Below are 16,396 nucleotides of genomic sequence, written 5' to 3'. Positions count from 1 at the left end.
GCCCAGCCCCACGCCCGCCTGCGCCGACGCCGGCAGCACCTGCTCGCGGCTCTGTCCATCCAGGAAGCCGAGCACGCCTCCGCCCAGCGTCACCGTGCGCTTGGGGCCGTCCGTCATGGGACGCAGGAACGCTTCCAGTTCGCGCCGCTCGCCGGAGCGCAGCGCCACGGTGTCCTCCCACAACACCTGGCCGCCCTTGCGCAGCTCCAGCTTCCGCTTGCCCTCCGGCACCACCACGCCTCCGGGCAGCTCGCCCGCGTCGTGGCCGTCCACCTTGAGCGTGAAACCCTCCAGCCTCGCGCTGTAGGAGAAGACCTCTGGCTGTCCCGGCCGCTGCAAGGAACCGGACAGCAGCACCGGATCCGCGCCCACTTCCAATATCTGCGCGCTGGGACGCTGTCGCCCTTCCGTATAGGCCCAGGTGTTGCGGCGGGCCCAATCGTGGGCCTCGGTGGCGCTCACCGCGCCGTCGCGGTTGCGGTCGCCGCTTCCGTCGAGCGCCTGGATGAGGAAGTGCGTGTAGATGTCATTGGCCAGCGCGTCGTCCTCTCGCGCGGCCTCGCCCCAGTCGCTGGCGGACAGCACCAGTGAGGCGCGGCTCGCCGCCTCCAACGGCTGCGGCAGGAAGGACGCCTTGGTGTGCGAGAGTTCGTCGCGGACCTCCGGCGGCAGCAGCGACTTGCCCGTGCCGCTGTGACAAGTGGCCAGCACCAGCACGCGCCGCCGTGAGCCCAGCCGCTCCAGCGACTGCTCCAGCGTGGCCATGTCCAGGCCCGTGCCGGCCACGTCCCGGTAGCGGGTGTCGGACGTCACCAGGTAGCGCTGCAGCTCGCCCCTCGCGTCGCGCGCCAGCGAACCGTGCCCGGACACGTACACGACCACCGTGTCCTGGGGCCGCCAGGGACGCGCCTCCAGCGCCTGGAGCGCGGCGAGCACCGACGTGCGCGTCGTCTGCTCCGGCCTCGTGAGCACCGTCACGGAGCGGAAGCCTCCGCGCGCCGGATCCGCCAGCACTCGGCCCAGGTCGTCCGCGTCTTTCGCCGCGTAGCGCAGCCCGTTCCATGCGGGATCCGTGTACGAGGAGATGCCGATGAGCAGCGCGTGCCGTTCGCCCTCCTGCGCCGACGCCAGCACGCCATCATCCAGGCGCACCCGCACCGCGCGGCCCTTCTCACGCGACTCCACGGAGCTGCACGCGCCGAGCACCACCAGCGCCAGCACCACGGGGATGAACAGCAGGCGGGACACGCGCGGCTCCTCAGGGAGCAGCATGCCCCGACTCCACCTTCAAGCGAAGGCGGGCCTGGGCCGCGTCCGGTGGCACCTGTCCGCTGACGCGCACCGCCTCCAGCGCCGCGTTCTCCTGTTCACCGTGCGGCCAGGCGACCAACACCAGCGTCACGGGTCCGCGCTCATCCTCCAGAGACACGCCCGCCAGGTCCTCGCCGTCGCGCAGGTCGTGCGTGCCCGGCGTCAATGCATGGCGGCCCAGCACCTGCGGCGGCACACCGGGGGCTTCGCGCACCAGCAGTGCGTCCGCGGACTCACTGGCGTGGTAGCGCAGCAGCACCACGGCTTCGGGCGGAAGCACCGCGTCCGCGGCGACCGCGCGCACCTCGCCGTCCGGCAAGCGCGCCGCGGCAGTGAGCTCCAGCGCGAGCGGTGCAGTGCCCTTGATGCGCTGCGAGGGCGGCTCCACGCTGCCCGGACCTCCGGCCCCCGGACGCACCACGAGCGCCAGGAGGATCGCGGCGGCCACCGCTCCCAGTCCTCCGGTCAGCCATGCACGCTGGGGCGCGCGCAGCTTCCGGCGCACCCGCGCCCAACCGACCGCATTCTCGCGGACGGGACGGCCCGAGGCCGCGACGAGCGCTTCGTCCGCCAGCGCATTCAACCCCGGAAGCGCATCGGGCTCCGCGTCGTCGCGCGCGAGGAACGCCTCGCACGTCTCGCACGGATGCGAGAGGTGCTCTGCGAAGTATCGCACCGCTTCGGGCTCGCGCCGTTCGAGCTGCTTCGCGGACTCCACGTCCAGATGTCTGTCGCTCGCGCCCATGGTTCAGCCCACCTCCGCGGCCAGCAGCCGCGCCAGCAGCTCGCGCTTCACGCGGGCCCGGAAGCGCTCCAGCCGCATCGTCACCGCGCTCTTGCCCAGTCCCAGCCGGTCGGCGATCTCCCGCGCGCTCAGCTCGCCCTCCAAATAGAAGAGGCGGACGGTCTCCTTCTCCGGGCCCTCGGGCAGGTCTTCGATGAGCGCGCGCACCACGGCCACGCGGCGCTCCAGCGTCAACGACTGAGGCAGCGCGGGCGCGACGGTGTCCAGTTCGCGCGCCAGTTCCTCCTCCACGCGGGCCCGGGCCTTCGCGCCACGGCTGAGCGCATAGGCGTGATGCCGCGCGATGGTCAGCAGCCAGCCGCTGAACGCGCGCGGATGCTGGAGCCGGGGCAGCTCGCGGAAGGCGCGCACGAACGTCTCCTGCACGGCGTCCTCCACCTCCGCCGTGCCCAGGACTCCCGAGCCCTGGGCCACGCGGCGCACGGCCCCGTGGAAGCGCTGGTAGAGCTGACCGCACGCGGACTGATCACCCCGCGCAGCCCGGCGGATGCAGTCCGCCAGCTCCTGCTCCGTCACGCCGCCCTCCCCGCCCGCTTCGCGCACGCGCGCGACGACCGCGTGCCGGGGCAGTGCCCCCGAGGCGATGCCGGTCCAGGTGAGAGGATGCAAGCCATGACCCCTGTTCAGTAACCGTCCCTGAGGAAGGAGTCACGGGGGGCTTTTCCGGCCACGTACGCCCGGCCGATTCCCCAGGCCTCCCTCCGGAAATCCGCGCGGAAAACCCCGGCCCGTGGCCGTTTTTCGCGGCCGGACTCCTTTCCTTCAGCGGAAGGGATGACGGGCGGACATCGCACGGCCGGTGCGAGTCCACGGGCCCGTCATCCCCCACGGAACCAGGAGACACACGTCATGCGTCGTTTCATCGGTCTGTTCGCGTCCCTCATGTGGCTGTCCGCGTGCGGCAACAGCACGTCCTCGGTGGGGTTGAGCACGCGGATGGGGAGCGCGGTCACGGGCTCGGCCCTGACGCGCACGTCCAGCCAGCGGCTGGAGCTCTCCAATGGCATCACCGTGGAGCGCGTGCGGCTGTCGGTGCGCGAGCTGGAGCTCAAGCGCGAAGGCCACCATGACGACCGCTCCGACGACGACTCCGACGCCGGGAGCGACGACGACAAGTCCGAGTTCAAGCAGCGCACGGGGCCCTTCCTCATCGACCTGTCCGGCACGGCGCTGGACGGCCAGATGGTGCGCCTGCAGGACATCTCCGTGGACGTCGGCACCTACGACGAGATCGAATTCGACATCGGCAAGGTCGACCCCGCGACCGCCCCGACCGCGTTGAAGGAGCTGGCGGAGCAGGGTGCGTCCCTCATCATCGACGGCCACATCGACGGCGAGCCCTTCCAGTTCGTCTCCAGCCTCCGCGTGGAGCAGGAGCGCGAGGTGAGCTTCGAAATCGCCGAGGGCGACGACCAGAACGTGACCTTCAACATCGACCCGAGCGGCTGGTTCACCGACAAGGACGGCAAGCGGCTGGACCCGCGCGAGTCCAGCGCCCGGTCGCAGTTGGAGAACAACCTCCAGAAGTCCATCGACGCCTTCGACGACCACGACCGCAATGGCGGCGAGGACGACGACGACCACGACCGTCACGGCGGCCGGAGCGGCGGCGAGGACTGAACCCATCTCCGCCGTCCCGCCGCTCCGTCACCCGAGCGTTCGCGCCAGGTACGGAGCGGTGCGGCTCTCCTTCACCTTCGCCACCTGCTCCGGCGTGCCCTGCGCCACCACGCGGCCTCCTGCGTTGCCCGCGCCGGGCCCTACGTCGATGACATGGTCGCTGGCGGCGACGACGCGCAGGTCGTGCTCCACGACAATGACCGTGTTGCCCGCGTCCACCAGTCCTTCCAGCTGCGTCATCAGCTTGTCCACGTCCGCCGGGTGCAGGCCCGTGGTGGGTTCGTCCAGCACGTAGAGCGTGTCGCCGTGCTGGGTGCGCTGAAGCTCCGTGGCCAGCTTGATGCGCTGGGCTTCACCTCCGGACAGCTCCGTCGCGGGCTGGCCCAGGCGCAGGTAGCCCAGGCCCACGTCTCGCAGCACCTTGAGTGCTCGCTGGAGCGGCGGCTCTTCAGTGAAGAAGTCGAAGGCGCCGTCCACCGTCAGCCCCAGCACGTCCGCGATGTTCTTCTCGCGGTAGCGCACCTCCAGCGTCTTCGCGTTGTAGCGGGTGCCGTGGCACGTGGGGCACGGCGCGTACACGCTGGGCAGGAAGAGCAGCTCCACGCTCACGAAGCCTTCGCCCTCGCACGTGTCGCAGCGGCCTCCCGCTGTGTTGAAGGAGAAGCGCCCCGCGCCGTACTTGCGCGACTTCGCAAGGGGCGTCGCCGCGAACAGCTTGCGCACGTGGTCGAAGAGGCCCGTGTACGTCGCCAGGTTGGAGCGCGGCGTGCGGCCGATGGGCTTCTGGTCCACCGTCACCAGCCGGCGGATGGCCTCCATCCCTTCCTTGATATGTCCCTCGCTCGCCATCACCGGCTCGCGGTCCAGCGGCTCGCCCTCCTCCTCTTCCGGCGCCAGCGTCTGGCCCAGTCTTCCCGCCACCAGTTCGACCAGCGCCTGGCTCACCAGGCTGGACTTGCCGGAGCCGGACACGCCCGTCACCGTGGTGAAGACGCCCAGGGGGAAGTCCACGTCCAGGCCGCGCAGGTTGTTGCGCTTCACGCCCTCCAGGCGCAGCCGCCCCGTGGGCTTCCGGGGTTCGCGGCGGCGCAGGTCCTCCTCCTCGAAGAGGTAGCGCCGCGTCCGGGACGCCTCCACCTTCGCCAGTCCCTCCGGCACCCCGCTGTAGAGCACGCGTCCGCCGTGCTCACCTGCCGCAGGGCCCACGTCGACGATCCAATCCGCGTGGCGGATGACGTCCACCTCGTGCTCCACCACGAACAGCGAGTTGCCCGCCTCCTTCAGCCGGTCCAGCGCCGTGAGCAGCGACTCCGTGTCCGCGGGGTGCAGACCGGCGGACGGTTCGTCCATCACGTACACCACGCCGAAGAGGTTGGAGCGCACCTGCGTGGCCAGCCGCAGCCGCTGCAACTCACCCGGTGACAGCGTGGGCGTGCTGCGCTCCAGCGACAGGTAGCCCAGGCCCAGGTCCGTCAGCACCTGGATGCGCGCGAGCAGGTCCTTGGTGATGCGCTGGGCGACGATGAGCTTCTCCGGGTGTTCGCGGGCCATGACATCCGCGTCCTTCCCCTTCCCTTCCGCCGTGGGTTTGATCAGCTCCGCGACCTGCTCCAGCGGCATGCGGGACAGCTCGCCGATGTCGCGGCCCGCGAACGTCACCGACAGGGACTCGCGCTTCAGGCGCTTGCCCTCGCACAGCGAGCAGTCGCTGGCGACCATGTAGCGGGCGACGCGCTTCTTCATCATCGCGCTCTGCGTCGTCGCGAAGGTGGTCATCACGTAGCGCTTCGCGCCCGTGAAGGTGCCCATGTAGCTGGGCGTCTCCTTGCGGGCCATCGCCCGCTTCACCTCCGCGGACGTGAAGCCCGCGTAGACGGGGACCGTGGGCTGCTCGTCGGTGAAGAGGATCCACTGGCGGTCCTTCTTCGGCAGGTCGCGCCAGGGCTTGTCGATGTCGTACCCGAGCGTCACCAGGATGTCGCGCAGGTTCTGGCCATGCCACGCGGGCGGCCACGCGGCGACGGCGCGCTCGCGGATGCTCAAGGAGTCATCCGGCACCATGGAGCGCTCGGTGACTTCGAACACGCGGCCGATGCCGTGGCACTTGGGGCACGCGCCCGCGGGCGTGTTCGGGGAAAACGCATCCGAGTCCAACCGCTCCAGCTTCGACGGGTAGTTGCCCGCGCGCGAGTACAGCATGCGCACGGAGTTCGACAGGGTCGTCACGCTGCCCACCGACGAGCGCGATGTCGGCGCGCCCCGGTGCTGCTGGAGCGCCACCGCCGGGGGCAGCCCGTCGATGGAGTCCACTTCCGGCACGCCCACCTGATCAATCAGGCGCCGGGCGTACGGGGCCACGGATTCGAAGTAGCGCCGCTGCGCCTCCGCGTAGAGCGTCCCGAACGCCAGCGACGACTTGCCGGAGCCGGACACGCCGGTGAAGACCACCAGCGCGTCGCGAGGGATGTCCACGTCCACGTGCTTCAGGTTGTGTTCGCGGGCGCCCCGGACGCGGACGAAGCCGGAGGGGTCGGGAGGCTTGCGGGTGCGAGGTGCTTTCGGAGTGGCCATGCCGGGGCGGACGTTGCCCACCCGTCAGCGCGCGGTCATCCAAGAAGCGAACCGCCTCGTCGGAATCCAGATGAGTTCCGGACCTCCACCGTCTGGCGGAGGACACGAGACCTGGCGGCTCAGCCGCCCCGAGCCCCCGGCCGCTCCAGCCCGAGCGCCGCCGGCAGCACGTACTGTCCGAACAGGACCAGGGGAAGCGCCGAGCCCGCATCATTATAGTAGCTGCCGGTGAAGGCCGCGGTGACGCCCAGCGAAGGGGCGACGAAGACGTACTGCCCGCCATTGCCCCGCGCGAAGGACACTTCCACCGGCGTGCCCTGGATGACGAAGCGGGCGCTCCACCACAAGAGCCCGTAGTTCGCGTCGCCCAGCGGCCCCAGCGCCTTGCCGGACTCCGCCACCCACGCCTCGGAGACGCGGCGCTCGCCCTGCCACACGCCGCCGTCGAGCATGAGCTGCCCCACCTTGAGGAAATCGCGCGGACGCAGGCGCAGGTGGCCTCCCGTGTCCGTGCCCTTCTTGCCCGCGGGCTGCCAGGTGACGTCCTGGACCTGCATCGGTGTGAACAGCCACTCGCGCGACAGGTCCGGGATGGAGCGGCCGCTGACGTGCTCCAGCACGGCGCCCAGCAGCACCACGCCGCCCGTGCAGTAGCGCGTCACGGTGCCGGGCTCGTCCCGCATGGGCACGTCCACGATGAAGCGGGCCCAGTCATCCGTGTCGTACATCCGCTCTTCGTTGCCGGGGGACTCGGGGTCCCAGTCGTCGCACGACAGCCCGGAGCGCATCTGGAGCAGGTGGCGCAGCGTGATGCGCTCCTTGCGCGGATCCGCGTTCTTCACCGGCGCCAGGTGCGGCAGGAGCGGGAGCACGGGCGCGTCCAGGTCCGGCAGCAGGCCGCGCTCGTGCGCCATGCCCACCAGCAGCGACGTGACGCTCTTCGTGGCGGACCTCAGGTCGTGCGCCTTCTCCCGCGTGAAGTCGTTCCAGTAGCGCTCGTAGACGAGCTGGCCTCCTCGCGCGACGAGCACCGCGTCCGGCGCCTCCACCGTGCCTTCGGCCACGTCGTGCTCCAGCGCGTCGAACCACGGGCGCTGAATGCCCGTGTCCTCGAAGGAGGCCACGGCCCAGCCGTCATCGAGCCGGTCCGGAGGCGAGCCCGGCCCCGTAGGCACCCGCTTGCCTCCGCACGCCATGAGACACACCGCGCACAGCAGCACCATCCGCTGGAACATCGCTGCACCTGCCTTCGCTCCGGCCCTGGAAGCGCGGCAGCCTATGTCACGCGGAGGCGCCATCGCGACTAGCGGATGTTCTTCGCGGCCTGCTCGCGGATGCGCGCTTCCTGCTCTCGCAGCTCGGGCGTGAACTCGGCGCCGAAGTCGTCGTCCTCGAAGACCTGCCGCAGCTCCAGCTCCACGTTGCCGCCCGCGTCCATGGACGGCCAGCGCTTGAGCCACTCCAGGGCCTCCGCCCGCGACTTCACCTGGATGAGGGTGAAGCCGGCGATGAGCTCCTTCGTCTCCGTGAAGGGACCGTCGACGATGGCCGGTTTGCCGTTCGTGAACTTCACGCGGGCGCCCTTGCTGCTGGGGTGCAGGCCCTCGCCCTGGAGCATCACGCCCGCCTTCACCATCTCCTCGTTGTAGGCGCCCATGGCGGCCAGCAGCTTCTCGTCCGGGAGCACGCCGGCTTCCGTGTCCTTGTCCGCCCTGCGGATGATCATGAAGCGCACGGTCGTGTCTCCTGCCGCGCGCCGTCGGGCCGCGGGGGGTGTTCTTCTGTTGCCTTCAGGGACGCAACGAATGGGGCTGGGGGAAATCGACACGGCCTTTTTATTTTCCCACCGCGACTTCCAAACCCTCGCAATCACGGGACTTCCCATGTCCCGGCCGCGAATGTGACAGTGCCCCCCATGCACGCGGGCGTGACATCCACCGGCGCGAAGCCCTCTCCGGCCAGCGGTCTCATGCACCCCGTGGTCCTGGTGGCCGTGGTGCTGCTCGTGCTGAACGACCACGTGTTCAAGGCGCGCTGGCCGTCGTGGTGGACGGGGAAGCTCTCCGACGTCGCCGGGCTCGCGATGTTCCCGGTGCTCCTCCAGGCGCTGTGGGAGCAGGCGTTCCAGCGGCGAGCGCGGGAATTCCGCCCCTCGTTCCCGGTGCTCGTGGGAGCGGTCGTGCTGACGGGGCTGTGCTTCGGCGCGACGAAGATTTCCTCCGACGCGGGGGATGCGTGGCGCTGGGCGCTGGGCGCACTGCAGTGGCCCTTCTACGCGCTGCGCGCATGGCTCGGGGGCGCGCGCATTCCCTCGGTCCGTCCCACGGTGCACACGGTGGACATCACGGATCTGCTCACGCTGCCGTCGCTGATCATTCCCCTGTGGCTGGGATGGCGGCGTGCTCGCGGGGCTCGCGAACAGGGCGTGCGTATTCCCGCGCACGAGGAGTCTTCGCTGCCTCCTTGATTGCTGTGAGCTGTGCACGTCGCTTCGCGGCACGTGTCAGACCCCCAATTACAGTCGGCCCCGTCACGCATTGAACCGACAGGGGCCATCATGTCCGCGCGTTCTTCTCAATCCCATACATCCACGCCTTCGAACATCCTGGAGCAGGTGCGGCAGTGCGCCGCGTCCGTCACGCGGTATCCGCTCGACATCCTGACGGAGCATGCGCAGCTCGAGGACGAGCTGGGCATCGACTCCGTGAAGCTCGCGGAGATCGCCGCGGTCATCGCGCGTGAGTTCCAGCTGCCGCCGGACCGGCTGCCGCGAAACGGGAAGGCGCGCACGCTCGGCGCCATCGCCGGGGCGGTGACGGAGGCGCTGGGCACGGAGCCCGGACCATCGCTCCATGTCGCCACGTCCGTAGTCCCCGCTGTCGTCGAAGCGAAGGCGAGCACCGGTGATGCGAAGGCGAGCACCGGTGCTCCGGCCACGCTGGACCTCCTGCCCCGCGTGCGCGCCGTGTTCGCACGCGTGACGCGCTACCCGGAGGAACTACTCACGCCGCACGCGGACCTGGAGGACGAGCTGGGCATCGACTCCGTGAAGCAGGCGGAGGTGATGGCCGTGCTCATGAAGGAACTGGGGCTGAGCGACGCGCCGAAGCCCTCGCAGCGCCTGCGCACCATGGCCGCCATCGCCAACGCGGCCCGTGCGCTGCTGCCAGCCGCGCCGCCCGTCGTGGAAGCCAGGCCTCGCGCTCCCGTCCACGTGGCACCCGCGCCTGTTCCGTCGCGCACGGAGCTGCCGTTCGCTGGCAAGGTCGCGCTCGTCACGGGTTCAGGGAAGGGCATCGGCAGGGTCATCGCGACGCGGCTGGCTCGCGCGGGCGCGACGGTGGTCGTCAACTCGTTCCACTCCCGCGAGGACGGAGAGAAGACGGCGCGGGACATCTGCGATGCGGGTGGCAAGGCGGTCCACCTGTGGGGCTCCGTCGCGCAGGAGGATCACCTGGAGCGGATGTTCGCGGCGATCCGCGAGCAGTTGGGCGGGCTCGACCTGCTCGTGTGCAACGCGTCCAACGGGCTCATCGGTCCGTTCGACCGCATCGCGCCCCGGGATTGGGACAAGGCGTTCCGCACCTGCATCACCGGCACCTACGAGTGCGCGATGCGCGCCCGTCCGCTGATGGCCGCGCGTGGGGGCGGGAGCATCGTCACCATGTCCACGTCCATGTCGCAGCGGTACATGCACGACCTGGGTTGCCAGGGCGTGGTGAAGGCGGGCGTGGAGTCCCTCACGCGCTACCTGGCCGCGGAGCTGGCGCCGGAGGGCATCCGCACCAACTGCGTGTCCGCGGGGCCCGTACACGGTGACCTGCTGGGGATGTTCCCGGACGCGCCGGAGCGCGTGGCGCGCTGGGAGTCCGCGACGCCCGGTGGACGGCTGTGCACCGCGGATGACGTCGCGGATGTGACCGAGCTGCTGCTCGGGCCGAAGACGCAGCGAGTGAATGGCGCCATCTGGGTGGTGGACGCCGGCCTCTCCGGAACCGTGGACGGCCTGCTGCCGGCCGCGCGCGCGTCCTGACCCCTCACCTTCCAGGAGCCATCACCATGGACTTCTTCGCTGTCCCGTACGACATCCACTTCGACGACACGATGGCCTACGGGAGCCATCACTTCCTCACCAACTTCAAGTTCCAGTGCGCCGGCCGGGAGCACCTGCTCTTCAGCCCGCACGCCTTCGAAGAGCCCGACTTCCGGCGCGACTTCGACCAGGTGCTCCTGCTCACCTACGAGGGCTATTCGCGCAACCTCGCCCCGGCGGCGCTGGGGGACCGGCTGATCATCCTGACGTCACTGGAGGAGCGCGGCGAGGTATCCCTGCGCTTCTGCTTCCGCACGTTGAAGAGCGATGGCACGCCGGTGGCATGCGGCTACCAGACCGTGCTCTGCGCGGACCGGCAGGGAGCGCTGCGCGCGTTTCCGGAGTCCTTCCAGCGCAGCTTCGAGTCGCTGGCGGCGATGCATGAACCGACGGGCCCGAAGAGCTTCCGCGACCTCGCCTTGCAGGGAGGTGGAGGCGTGCAGGCCTTGTTCCCGGAGGCCGTGCGAGCACTGGCGCGGACACTGCTGGCGGACACCGCTCCACGCGGCGTCTCGCGGATGGTCCGCATTCCCGAGTCGGTGCCCGCGCCCGGCCTTCAGCTGCCAGCCAACGCCACCGCCTTCCTGTTCGCGGGACAGGGCACGTTCGAGCCGGCCCTCTTCCTCCAGTTGAAGGCGCTCCAGCCGGAACTGCGTGACGAGCTGCTGGCGGTGAAGGAGGCCTGCCGCTCGCAGGGCATCGACGTGGGCCCGCTGCTCGCGGCGGAGGACGTCGCCCAGGTGGGCCGGGCATTGGACGCGGCGCCGCTGTTGGATCAGCTCGGCATCTTCCTGTCCGGAGTCCTGGGGGCGCGATGGATGGAGCGGCAGGGAACCCGGCCGGATGTGTTCGTGGGGCACAGCTTCGGGGAGATCGCGGCGATGACCGCGTCCGGAGCCATGGACCTGCGCACGGGCGCGGAGGTGGTGTGCCGTCGCATCCGAGCGCTCCAGACCGTGCCGGATGATCTGGGCACGCTCGCGGCGGTCGCCCTGTCCGAGGCGGAGACCGTCCAGGCCGTGGCGGAGAGTGGAGCCAGGTCGCTGGAGATCGCGGGCCGCAATCATTCGCGGCAGACCGTGGTCGCGGGGGCTCGTGAGGAACTGGAGCGGTTGCGCGCGTTCCTGGAGCGGCAGGGCAAGGGCTTCACGTTCATCTCCAGCCGCTATCCGTTCCACCACCCGAGCCTGGCGCCCGCGGTCACCGCGTTCCGCGCGAGCCTCGCGGACCTGGCCGTGCATCCGGCGCGAGGGCCCATCTATTCACCCATCGAGGGGCGGATTTACGGACGTGGCGGGTCCGAGCTGGCAGGGGCGCTCGCGTCCCACCTGGTGCGTCCCTTCGACTTCCCGGGCGCGGTGGAGACGCTGGTGGGCGCGGGCTGCGCTCGGTTCGTGGACTGCGGCACGGGAGGACGGCTGACGCGCATCGTCCAGCGGATCCTTCCCAAGGACACGTCCGTGGCGATGACGTCCGTGGACCGTTCGCTGCCCGTGGGTCCCCCGGCCGTGACGCATGTCGCTCGGGATGCAGCGCCCGGGGTTCCGGCCATCGCGGTGGTGTCGTTGGGCTGCATGCTTCCTGGCGGCGCGAAGGATCCGGAGACGTACTGGAGGAACATCCAGCGGGGCATCAGCGGCATCGTCGACACGGGTGTGAGCCATCCGGACCAGGTGGTGGACTTCGTGGGTCCGGCGGTGACTCCGGACCGCACGTACACGCTGCTCACCGGGCGGGTCCTGGACAGCGACCTCGTGCCGCCTCCGGGAATCACGCCGGACCGATTCCAGCGCTATGGCCGTGAGCAGCGGCTGTTGGCCATCGCGCTCAGTCAGGCGATGGAGTCCTTGCGGTCCACCGCGCCGCGTGCGCCTGGACGCATCCAGTGCCTGCTCGGATCCACCGCGGACGGGTCGCCCGAGTACGACGACGCGCTGTGCGTGGAAGCGGGAGAAGCCCTGCTGCGTGCCCGGGGCGAGACGGCGCGGGAGTTCTCCGCGTTGATGCGTGAGGCGCTGGGTGTCACCGCGACGTCCTCCGAACTGGCACCGCATCCGACCCTCCAATCGGTGGTGACGGACGTGGTGGGCCCGAGCGTGTCCACGATGCTGCTGGACGCGGCGTGTGCCTCTTCGCTCTACGCCATCGCGCTGGGGATGAAGGCGCTGGAGCGCGGCGAAGCCGACCTGGTGCTCGCTGGAGGGGTGTTCTCTCCGGGCCCTGGCAACAGCTGCCTGTTCTCCCAGTTCAAGGGGCTCTCCGCGACGGGCAGCCGGCCGTTCGACGAGCGCGCGGATGGCGTCATCTTCGGCGAGGGCGCGGGAGTGGTCGGCCTGATGCGTCTGGAGGATGCCGTCTCCGCGGGGCTGAAGGTCCGCGCGGTCATCCGCGGCGCGGGGCTGTCCAGCGACGGCCGCAGCAGCTCCGCCAACGTCCCGCGAGCGGACGGACAGGTGGCCGCGATGGAGGCGTGCTACGCGGCGGCGGGCGTTGAAGCGGCGTCCATCCAGTACATCGAAGCGCACGGAACGGCCACGCCGGCTGGAGACACCACCGAGTTGCAGTCGATTGGCCGTGTCTTCGGAGGCAAGCGGAAGGGCCTCCAGCTCGCCAGCGTGAAGGCGTTGATCGGCCATGTCGGGTGGGCCGCGGGTGCGGCATCGGTCATCAAGCTGTGCAAGGCGCTGGAGCACCGGAGCTTCCCGCCGCAGTCCCACTTCGACCGTCCAGGTGCGGGGCTGCGAGCGCTCGGGCCGGACTTCGAGGTGAGCACGCGGGAGCAGCCGTGGCCGGAGAATGGAGACCATCCGCGCCGTGCGGCCACGAACGGCTTCGGCTTCGGCGGCACGAACGCGCACCTGGTGTTGGAGGAGTACCAGGGAGGCCCGCTCGCGCCGCGCGCCAGGTCCACGCAGCTTCCGAGCGAAGAACTGGTGGTGGTGGCCGCGGAGGGAATGTTCCCGGAGGTGCGATTCGACGCCAAGGGGATGCGTCTGCCCGCATCCGTGCGGCTGCTGCCGGACATCACCGAGGACATGGACCTCACGCAGCACCTGGGGCTCATCGTCGCGAGCGACGTCGTGAAGAAGCTCGGGGCGTTCGATTCGCTGCGGACGGGGACGGCCATCGTCCTGGGGTTGGAGGGCAAGACGCGCCGGGGCGTGGAGGCCACGCAGCGAGTGCTGGCGGACTCCACTCGGCGAAGGCTGCGTGAGCACATCCAGCGAGCGCCGGACTCCACGCGGCTCCTGCCGCTGGTGGACCGGCTCCATGCTGCGGTGGGCGCGCTGCGTCCGTCCGGTCCGTACACGCTCCAGGGGATGATGCCCAACGTCACGCCGGGGCGGGTGGCGGGGGTGCTCGACACCAAGGGACCGAACTTCGTGGTGGACGCGGGGGCCGGCACGCTGGCCGCGTCACTGCGCGCTTCACGGGCCTTGTTGGACAGCGGCTTCGAACTGGTGCTCGTGGGCAGCGCTCACGTGAAGAGGCCCGGAGAAGGCGCCGCTGTGTCCGCGCCTGAAGAGGGCATGACGATGCTGGCGGTGACCACGGCCGCGAAGGCTGAAGCGCGGGGCTTGAAGCCGCTGTGCCACCTGCGGATGTCCGAAGCTGCGGGCTCCGGTTCAGGGGCGGGCGTCACGTTGCCGCCCCACTCCGCCCACGAAGCGAGGGAGGTGCTGAGCGCGGTGCGGGCCGCCACCGAAGGAGAGGCCATCACGCTGCGCTTCCATCCGGATGCCGCGACCGGCACCCAGCTGGTGCTCCAGCTTCATCCTGACCTCGGAGCCCAGACTGGAGTACCGGAGGAACAAGCGGTGGCGGCAGGAGCTCCGTCCGCGGAGCGCCGCGTAATGGACAACGCCGCCAGGTCCTCGGGCATGCCCTCTGTCTCCAGTGCTGAGAATCGAGACCTCGGCGGGGCCGCCCTGTCGGCGGCGAACCACGGAAACTTGTCCGACAGCCGGACAGGTTCGCAGAGCCCAGTCGGCCGGGAGGGGCTCCCCCTTCAGCCGAACCACGGAAACTTGTCCGACAGTCGGACAGGTTTGGAGAACCTCGGCCGGGAGGGGCGCCCCCTTCAGTCGAGCCAGAGGAACTTGTCCGACAGTCGGACAGGTTTGGAGAACTCGGTCGGTCGGGACGAGCCCCCTCCTCAGCCGAACCACGGAAACTTGTCCGACAGTCGGACAGGTTTGGGCCGCTCCGGTCCGGAGGCGGGCACCTTGGATGTCCGTGGGACTGGCGCTCCGTTTGCAGCAGGAGCCATCGCGACGCTCCCCGCGCGTTCGGAACCCGAGGCGTCCGCCACGGCTACCGGTGCCGCGCAGGCGCGGGCGGGCTCGGATCGCCTGGAAGAGGCACGTTCGCCGTCGAGCTCCGCCTCCATCCCGGAGACCGCTGACGGTTTCGACCACTCGGCTGCCATCCGCTACCACGCGCCAGTGCTGGTCGAGCGTCCGGCCCTGACGACCGGAGCGTCGCAGCTGCGTGGCCGGCGGGTGCTGTTCATCGCTCAAGACGAGGCCGTGGCCCGTGAGCTTTCGGCCCAGGCACATGACATCTGCGGCCCTGAGTTCCGCATCCTCCACTCGGGCGCCTCCGATGAGGGAGCGCGGATCCACGGCATCGACCTGACACGGGAGGAGACCGCGGAGGCGAACCTGGCTGCGCTCGGCTTCGAGCCACAGGTCATCATCTCGGTGTGCCGCATGTCCTCCGAGGAGAGCGAGTCCTCCGTCGTCGCGGACACGGCCCTGCGCCATGAGGCGCTGGAGTTGCTCTTCCTGTCCGCTCGCCGCGCTTATGAGGGACTGTCCGCTGGCACCGTGACTCTGGCGAGTCTGTGCATCGGCGGCGTCGGTGCGCGCCGGACGCTGCATCCCGTCACCGGCCTCTTCGCCGGCCTGCTCAAGTCCCTGGGCCGAGAGGTCCCGACGCGTGGCATCCGTGCCATCGCCACGGGTCCGCTTCCGCTTCGCACGGCGCTCGACCATGTCGCTTCCGAGCTGAGCACCGGTGACGACACCGCTCCCGTGGAGGTCTGCGTCGACGGCTCCGTTCGCTGCGTCCGGCTGCTCCAGCCCACGGACGTTCCGGCACGGCCCGCCGTCACGCTCGACTCCAACTCGGTGGTCCTGCTGACGGGCGGTGGCCGTGGCGTGACGGCCGTCCTCGCCGGAGCGCTGCTCAAGCGGTACGGCTGCAAGGTCGTCCTCCTGGGCCGCAGCGATCCTTCCGACGCTCCCGCACGCGTGCTCCAGGCGCGCGACGAGGAACTGGGCGCCGTGGAGCGCGAGTTCTACGCCTCGGAACTCGCCCGTGACAGCACGGTGCGCATGCCCGCGCTGCGTGCACGCTTCGAGCGCCACCTGGCCGTGCGTGAGCTGCGGGCCACGCTCGACGGACTCATGCGGCTTCCCGGCCAGATGACCTACCGCGCCGCGGACGTCACCCGTCCCGAGGACGTGGACCGCGTGGTGGAGGAGCTGATCCGTGAACACGGACGGCTCGACCTGGTGGTCCATGGCGCGGGCACGCAGGTTTCCAAGAAGCTCCACCGCCGTCGGCTCACGGAGCTTCGGAGCACGCTGGACACCAAGCTGCTGGGACTGCGCAACCTGCGCGAGTCCTGCGCACGCCGCCTCCCGGCCCCCGTGCCCTTCCACGTCCTGACGTCCGCGTTCAGCTACATCGGCAATGACGGACAGGCGGACTACGGCGCGGCGAACGAAGCGCTGGACCGGCTCTGCGCCTGGGTCAGTGACTCGCGCCAGGACGTGCAGTGGTGCAGCGTGGGCTGGCTCGCCTGGGACGGCATCGGCATGACGCGCGGGTCGGAGTACCGCGTGCTCGGAGCCAGCCGCCGGCTGCGCGGCATCCGCGCCGACGAGGGCGAGGCGCTATTCCTCCAACTGGTGGACGGCCAGCCCGTCCAACCCATCAACGTCCAGCTCACCGAGAGCGAGCGCGGCTTCTACGGCCTGGAGGTGATC

General features: G+C 70.2%; 10 protein-coding genes. 4 read left to right on the top strand and 6 right to left on the bottom strand.

From position 1 onward, the window contains the following. The 3 genes from D7Y15_RS36615 to D7Y15_RS36605 form a co-directional block, all read right to left on the bottom strand. Positions 1–1,272: caspase family protein (locus D7Y15_RS36615; RefSeq protein ID WP_148712962.1), on the bottom strand; the 1,272-nt coding region annotated here is incomplete at its 3' end. After that, positions 1,259–2,056 (bottom strand): hypothetical protein, encoded by a 798-nt coding sequence (locus D7Y15_RS36610; protein ID WP_121755469.1) that lies wholly within the window; start codon positions 2,054–2,056, stop codon positions 1,259–1,261. The genes D7Y15_RS36610 and D7Y15_RS36615, both read right to left, overlap by 14 nt. Positions 2,057–2,059: 3 nt before the next feature. Beyond that, positions 2,060–2,725: an RNA polymerase sigma factor gene (locus tag D7Y15_RS36605; protein WP_233605228.1), complete on the bottom strand. Its 666-nt coding sequence runs from the start codon at positions 2,723–2,725 to the stop codon at positions 2,060–2,062. Positions 2,726–2,965: 240 nt separating this feature from the next. Here D7Y15_RS36605 and D7Y15_RS36600 point away from each other — a divergent pair, with 240 nt between their 5' ends. Next, positions 2,966–3,736, top strand: coding sequence for a DUF4382 domain-containing protein (locus tag D7Y15_RS36600; RefSeq protein WP_121755468.1), 771 nt, complete (start codon positions 2,966–2,968; stop codon positions 3,734–3,736). Positions 3,737–3,763: 27 nt separating this feature from the next. Here the strand turns inward: D7Y15_RS36600 and uvrA are convergent, their stop codons facing one another. From uvrA to D7Y15_RS36585, 3 genes are all read right to left on the bottom strand, one after another. Beyond that, on the bottom strand, positions 3,764–6,307 hold the full coding sequence (gene uvrA, locus D7Y15_RS36595) for an excinuclease ABC subunit UvrA (protein ID WP_121755470.1): 2,544 nt from the start codon (positions 6,305–6,307) through the stop codon (positions 3,764–3,766). A 119-nt stretch (positions 6,308–6,426) separates the two neighbouring features. Further along, a complete protein-coding gene (locus D7Y15_RS36590) occupies positions 6,427–7,542 on the bottom strand; it encodes a serine hydrolase (protein WP_121755467.1) in 1,116 nt (371 codons plus the stop codon). Positions 7,543–7,610: 68 nt separating this feature from the next. Beyond that, positions 7,611–8,042: a YciI family protein gene (locus D7Y15_RS36585; RefSeq protein ID WP_120595156.1), complete on the bottom strand. Its 432-nt coding sequence runs from the start codon at positions 8,040–8,042 to the stop codon at positions 7,611–7,613. A 234-nt stretch (positions 8,043–8,276) separates the two neighbouring features. Between D7Y15_RS36585 and D7Y15_RS36580 the strand changes: the two genes are divergently transcribed. The 3 genes from D7Y15_RS36580 to D7Y15_RS36570 all read left to right on the top strand — a co-directional run. Further along, entirely contained in the window at positions 8,277–8,774 is a 498-nt protein-coding gene (locus tag D7Y15_RS36580) for a hypothetical protein (protein ID WP_233605227.1), read from the top strand. Positions 8,775–8,864: 90 nt separating this feature from the next. Continuing rightward, the gene (locus D7Y15_RS36575) at positions 8,865–10,340 is read left to right on the top strand and encodes an SDR family oxidoreductase (protein ID WP_121755465.1); all 1,476 of its coding nucleotides are present in this window, start codon (positions 8,865–8,867) and stop codon (positions 10,338–10,340) included. Between the two features lie 26 nt (positions 10,341–10,366). Continuing rightward, positions 10,367–16,396: type I polyketide synthase (locus D7Y15_RS36570; RefSeq protein ID WP_121755464.1), on the top strand; the 6,030-nt coding region annotated here is incomplete at its 3' end.

The sequence above is a fragment of the Corallococcus sp. AB030 genome (assembly GCF_003668965.1).
Lineage (GTDB): Bacteria > Myxococcota > Myxococcia > Myxococcales > Myxococcaceae > Corallococcus > Corallococcus exiguus.
The sequence above is the reverse complement of the archived record's forward strand: the minus strand, read 5'-3'. Positions and strand labels throughout refer to the sequence as shown.

Excerpts from the sequence above, each read along its gene's own strand:
- D7Y15_RS36590 (WP_121755467.1), bottom strand. The coding sequence starts at position 7,542 with ATGTTCCAGCGGATGGTGCTGCTGTGCGCGGTGTGTCTCATGGCGTGC.
- D7Y15_RS36575 (WP_121755465.1), top strand. The coding sequence starts at position 8,865 with ATGTCCGCGCGTTCTTCTCAATCCCATACATCCACGCCTTCGAACATC.
- D7Y15_RS36580 (WP_233605227.1), top strand. The coding sequence starts at position 8,277 with ATGCACCCCGTGGTCCTGGTGGCCGTGGTGCTGCTCGTGCTGAACGAC.
- D7Y15_RS36600 (WP_121755468.1), top strand. The coding sequence starts at position 2,966 with ATGCGTCGTTTCATCGGTCTGTTCGCGTCCCTCATGTGGCTGTCCGCG.
- uvrA (WP_121755470.1), bottom strand. The coding sequence starts at position 6,307 with ATGGCCACTCCGAAAGCACCTCGCACCCGCAAGCCTCCCGACCCCTCC.
- D7Y15_RS36610 (WP_121755469.1), bottom strand. The coding sequence starts at position 2,056 with ATGGGCGCGAGCGACAGACATCTGGACGTGGAGTCCGCGAAGCAGCTC.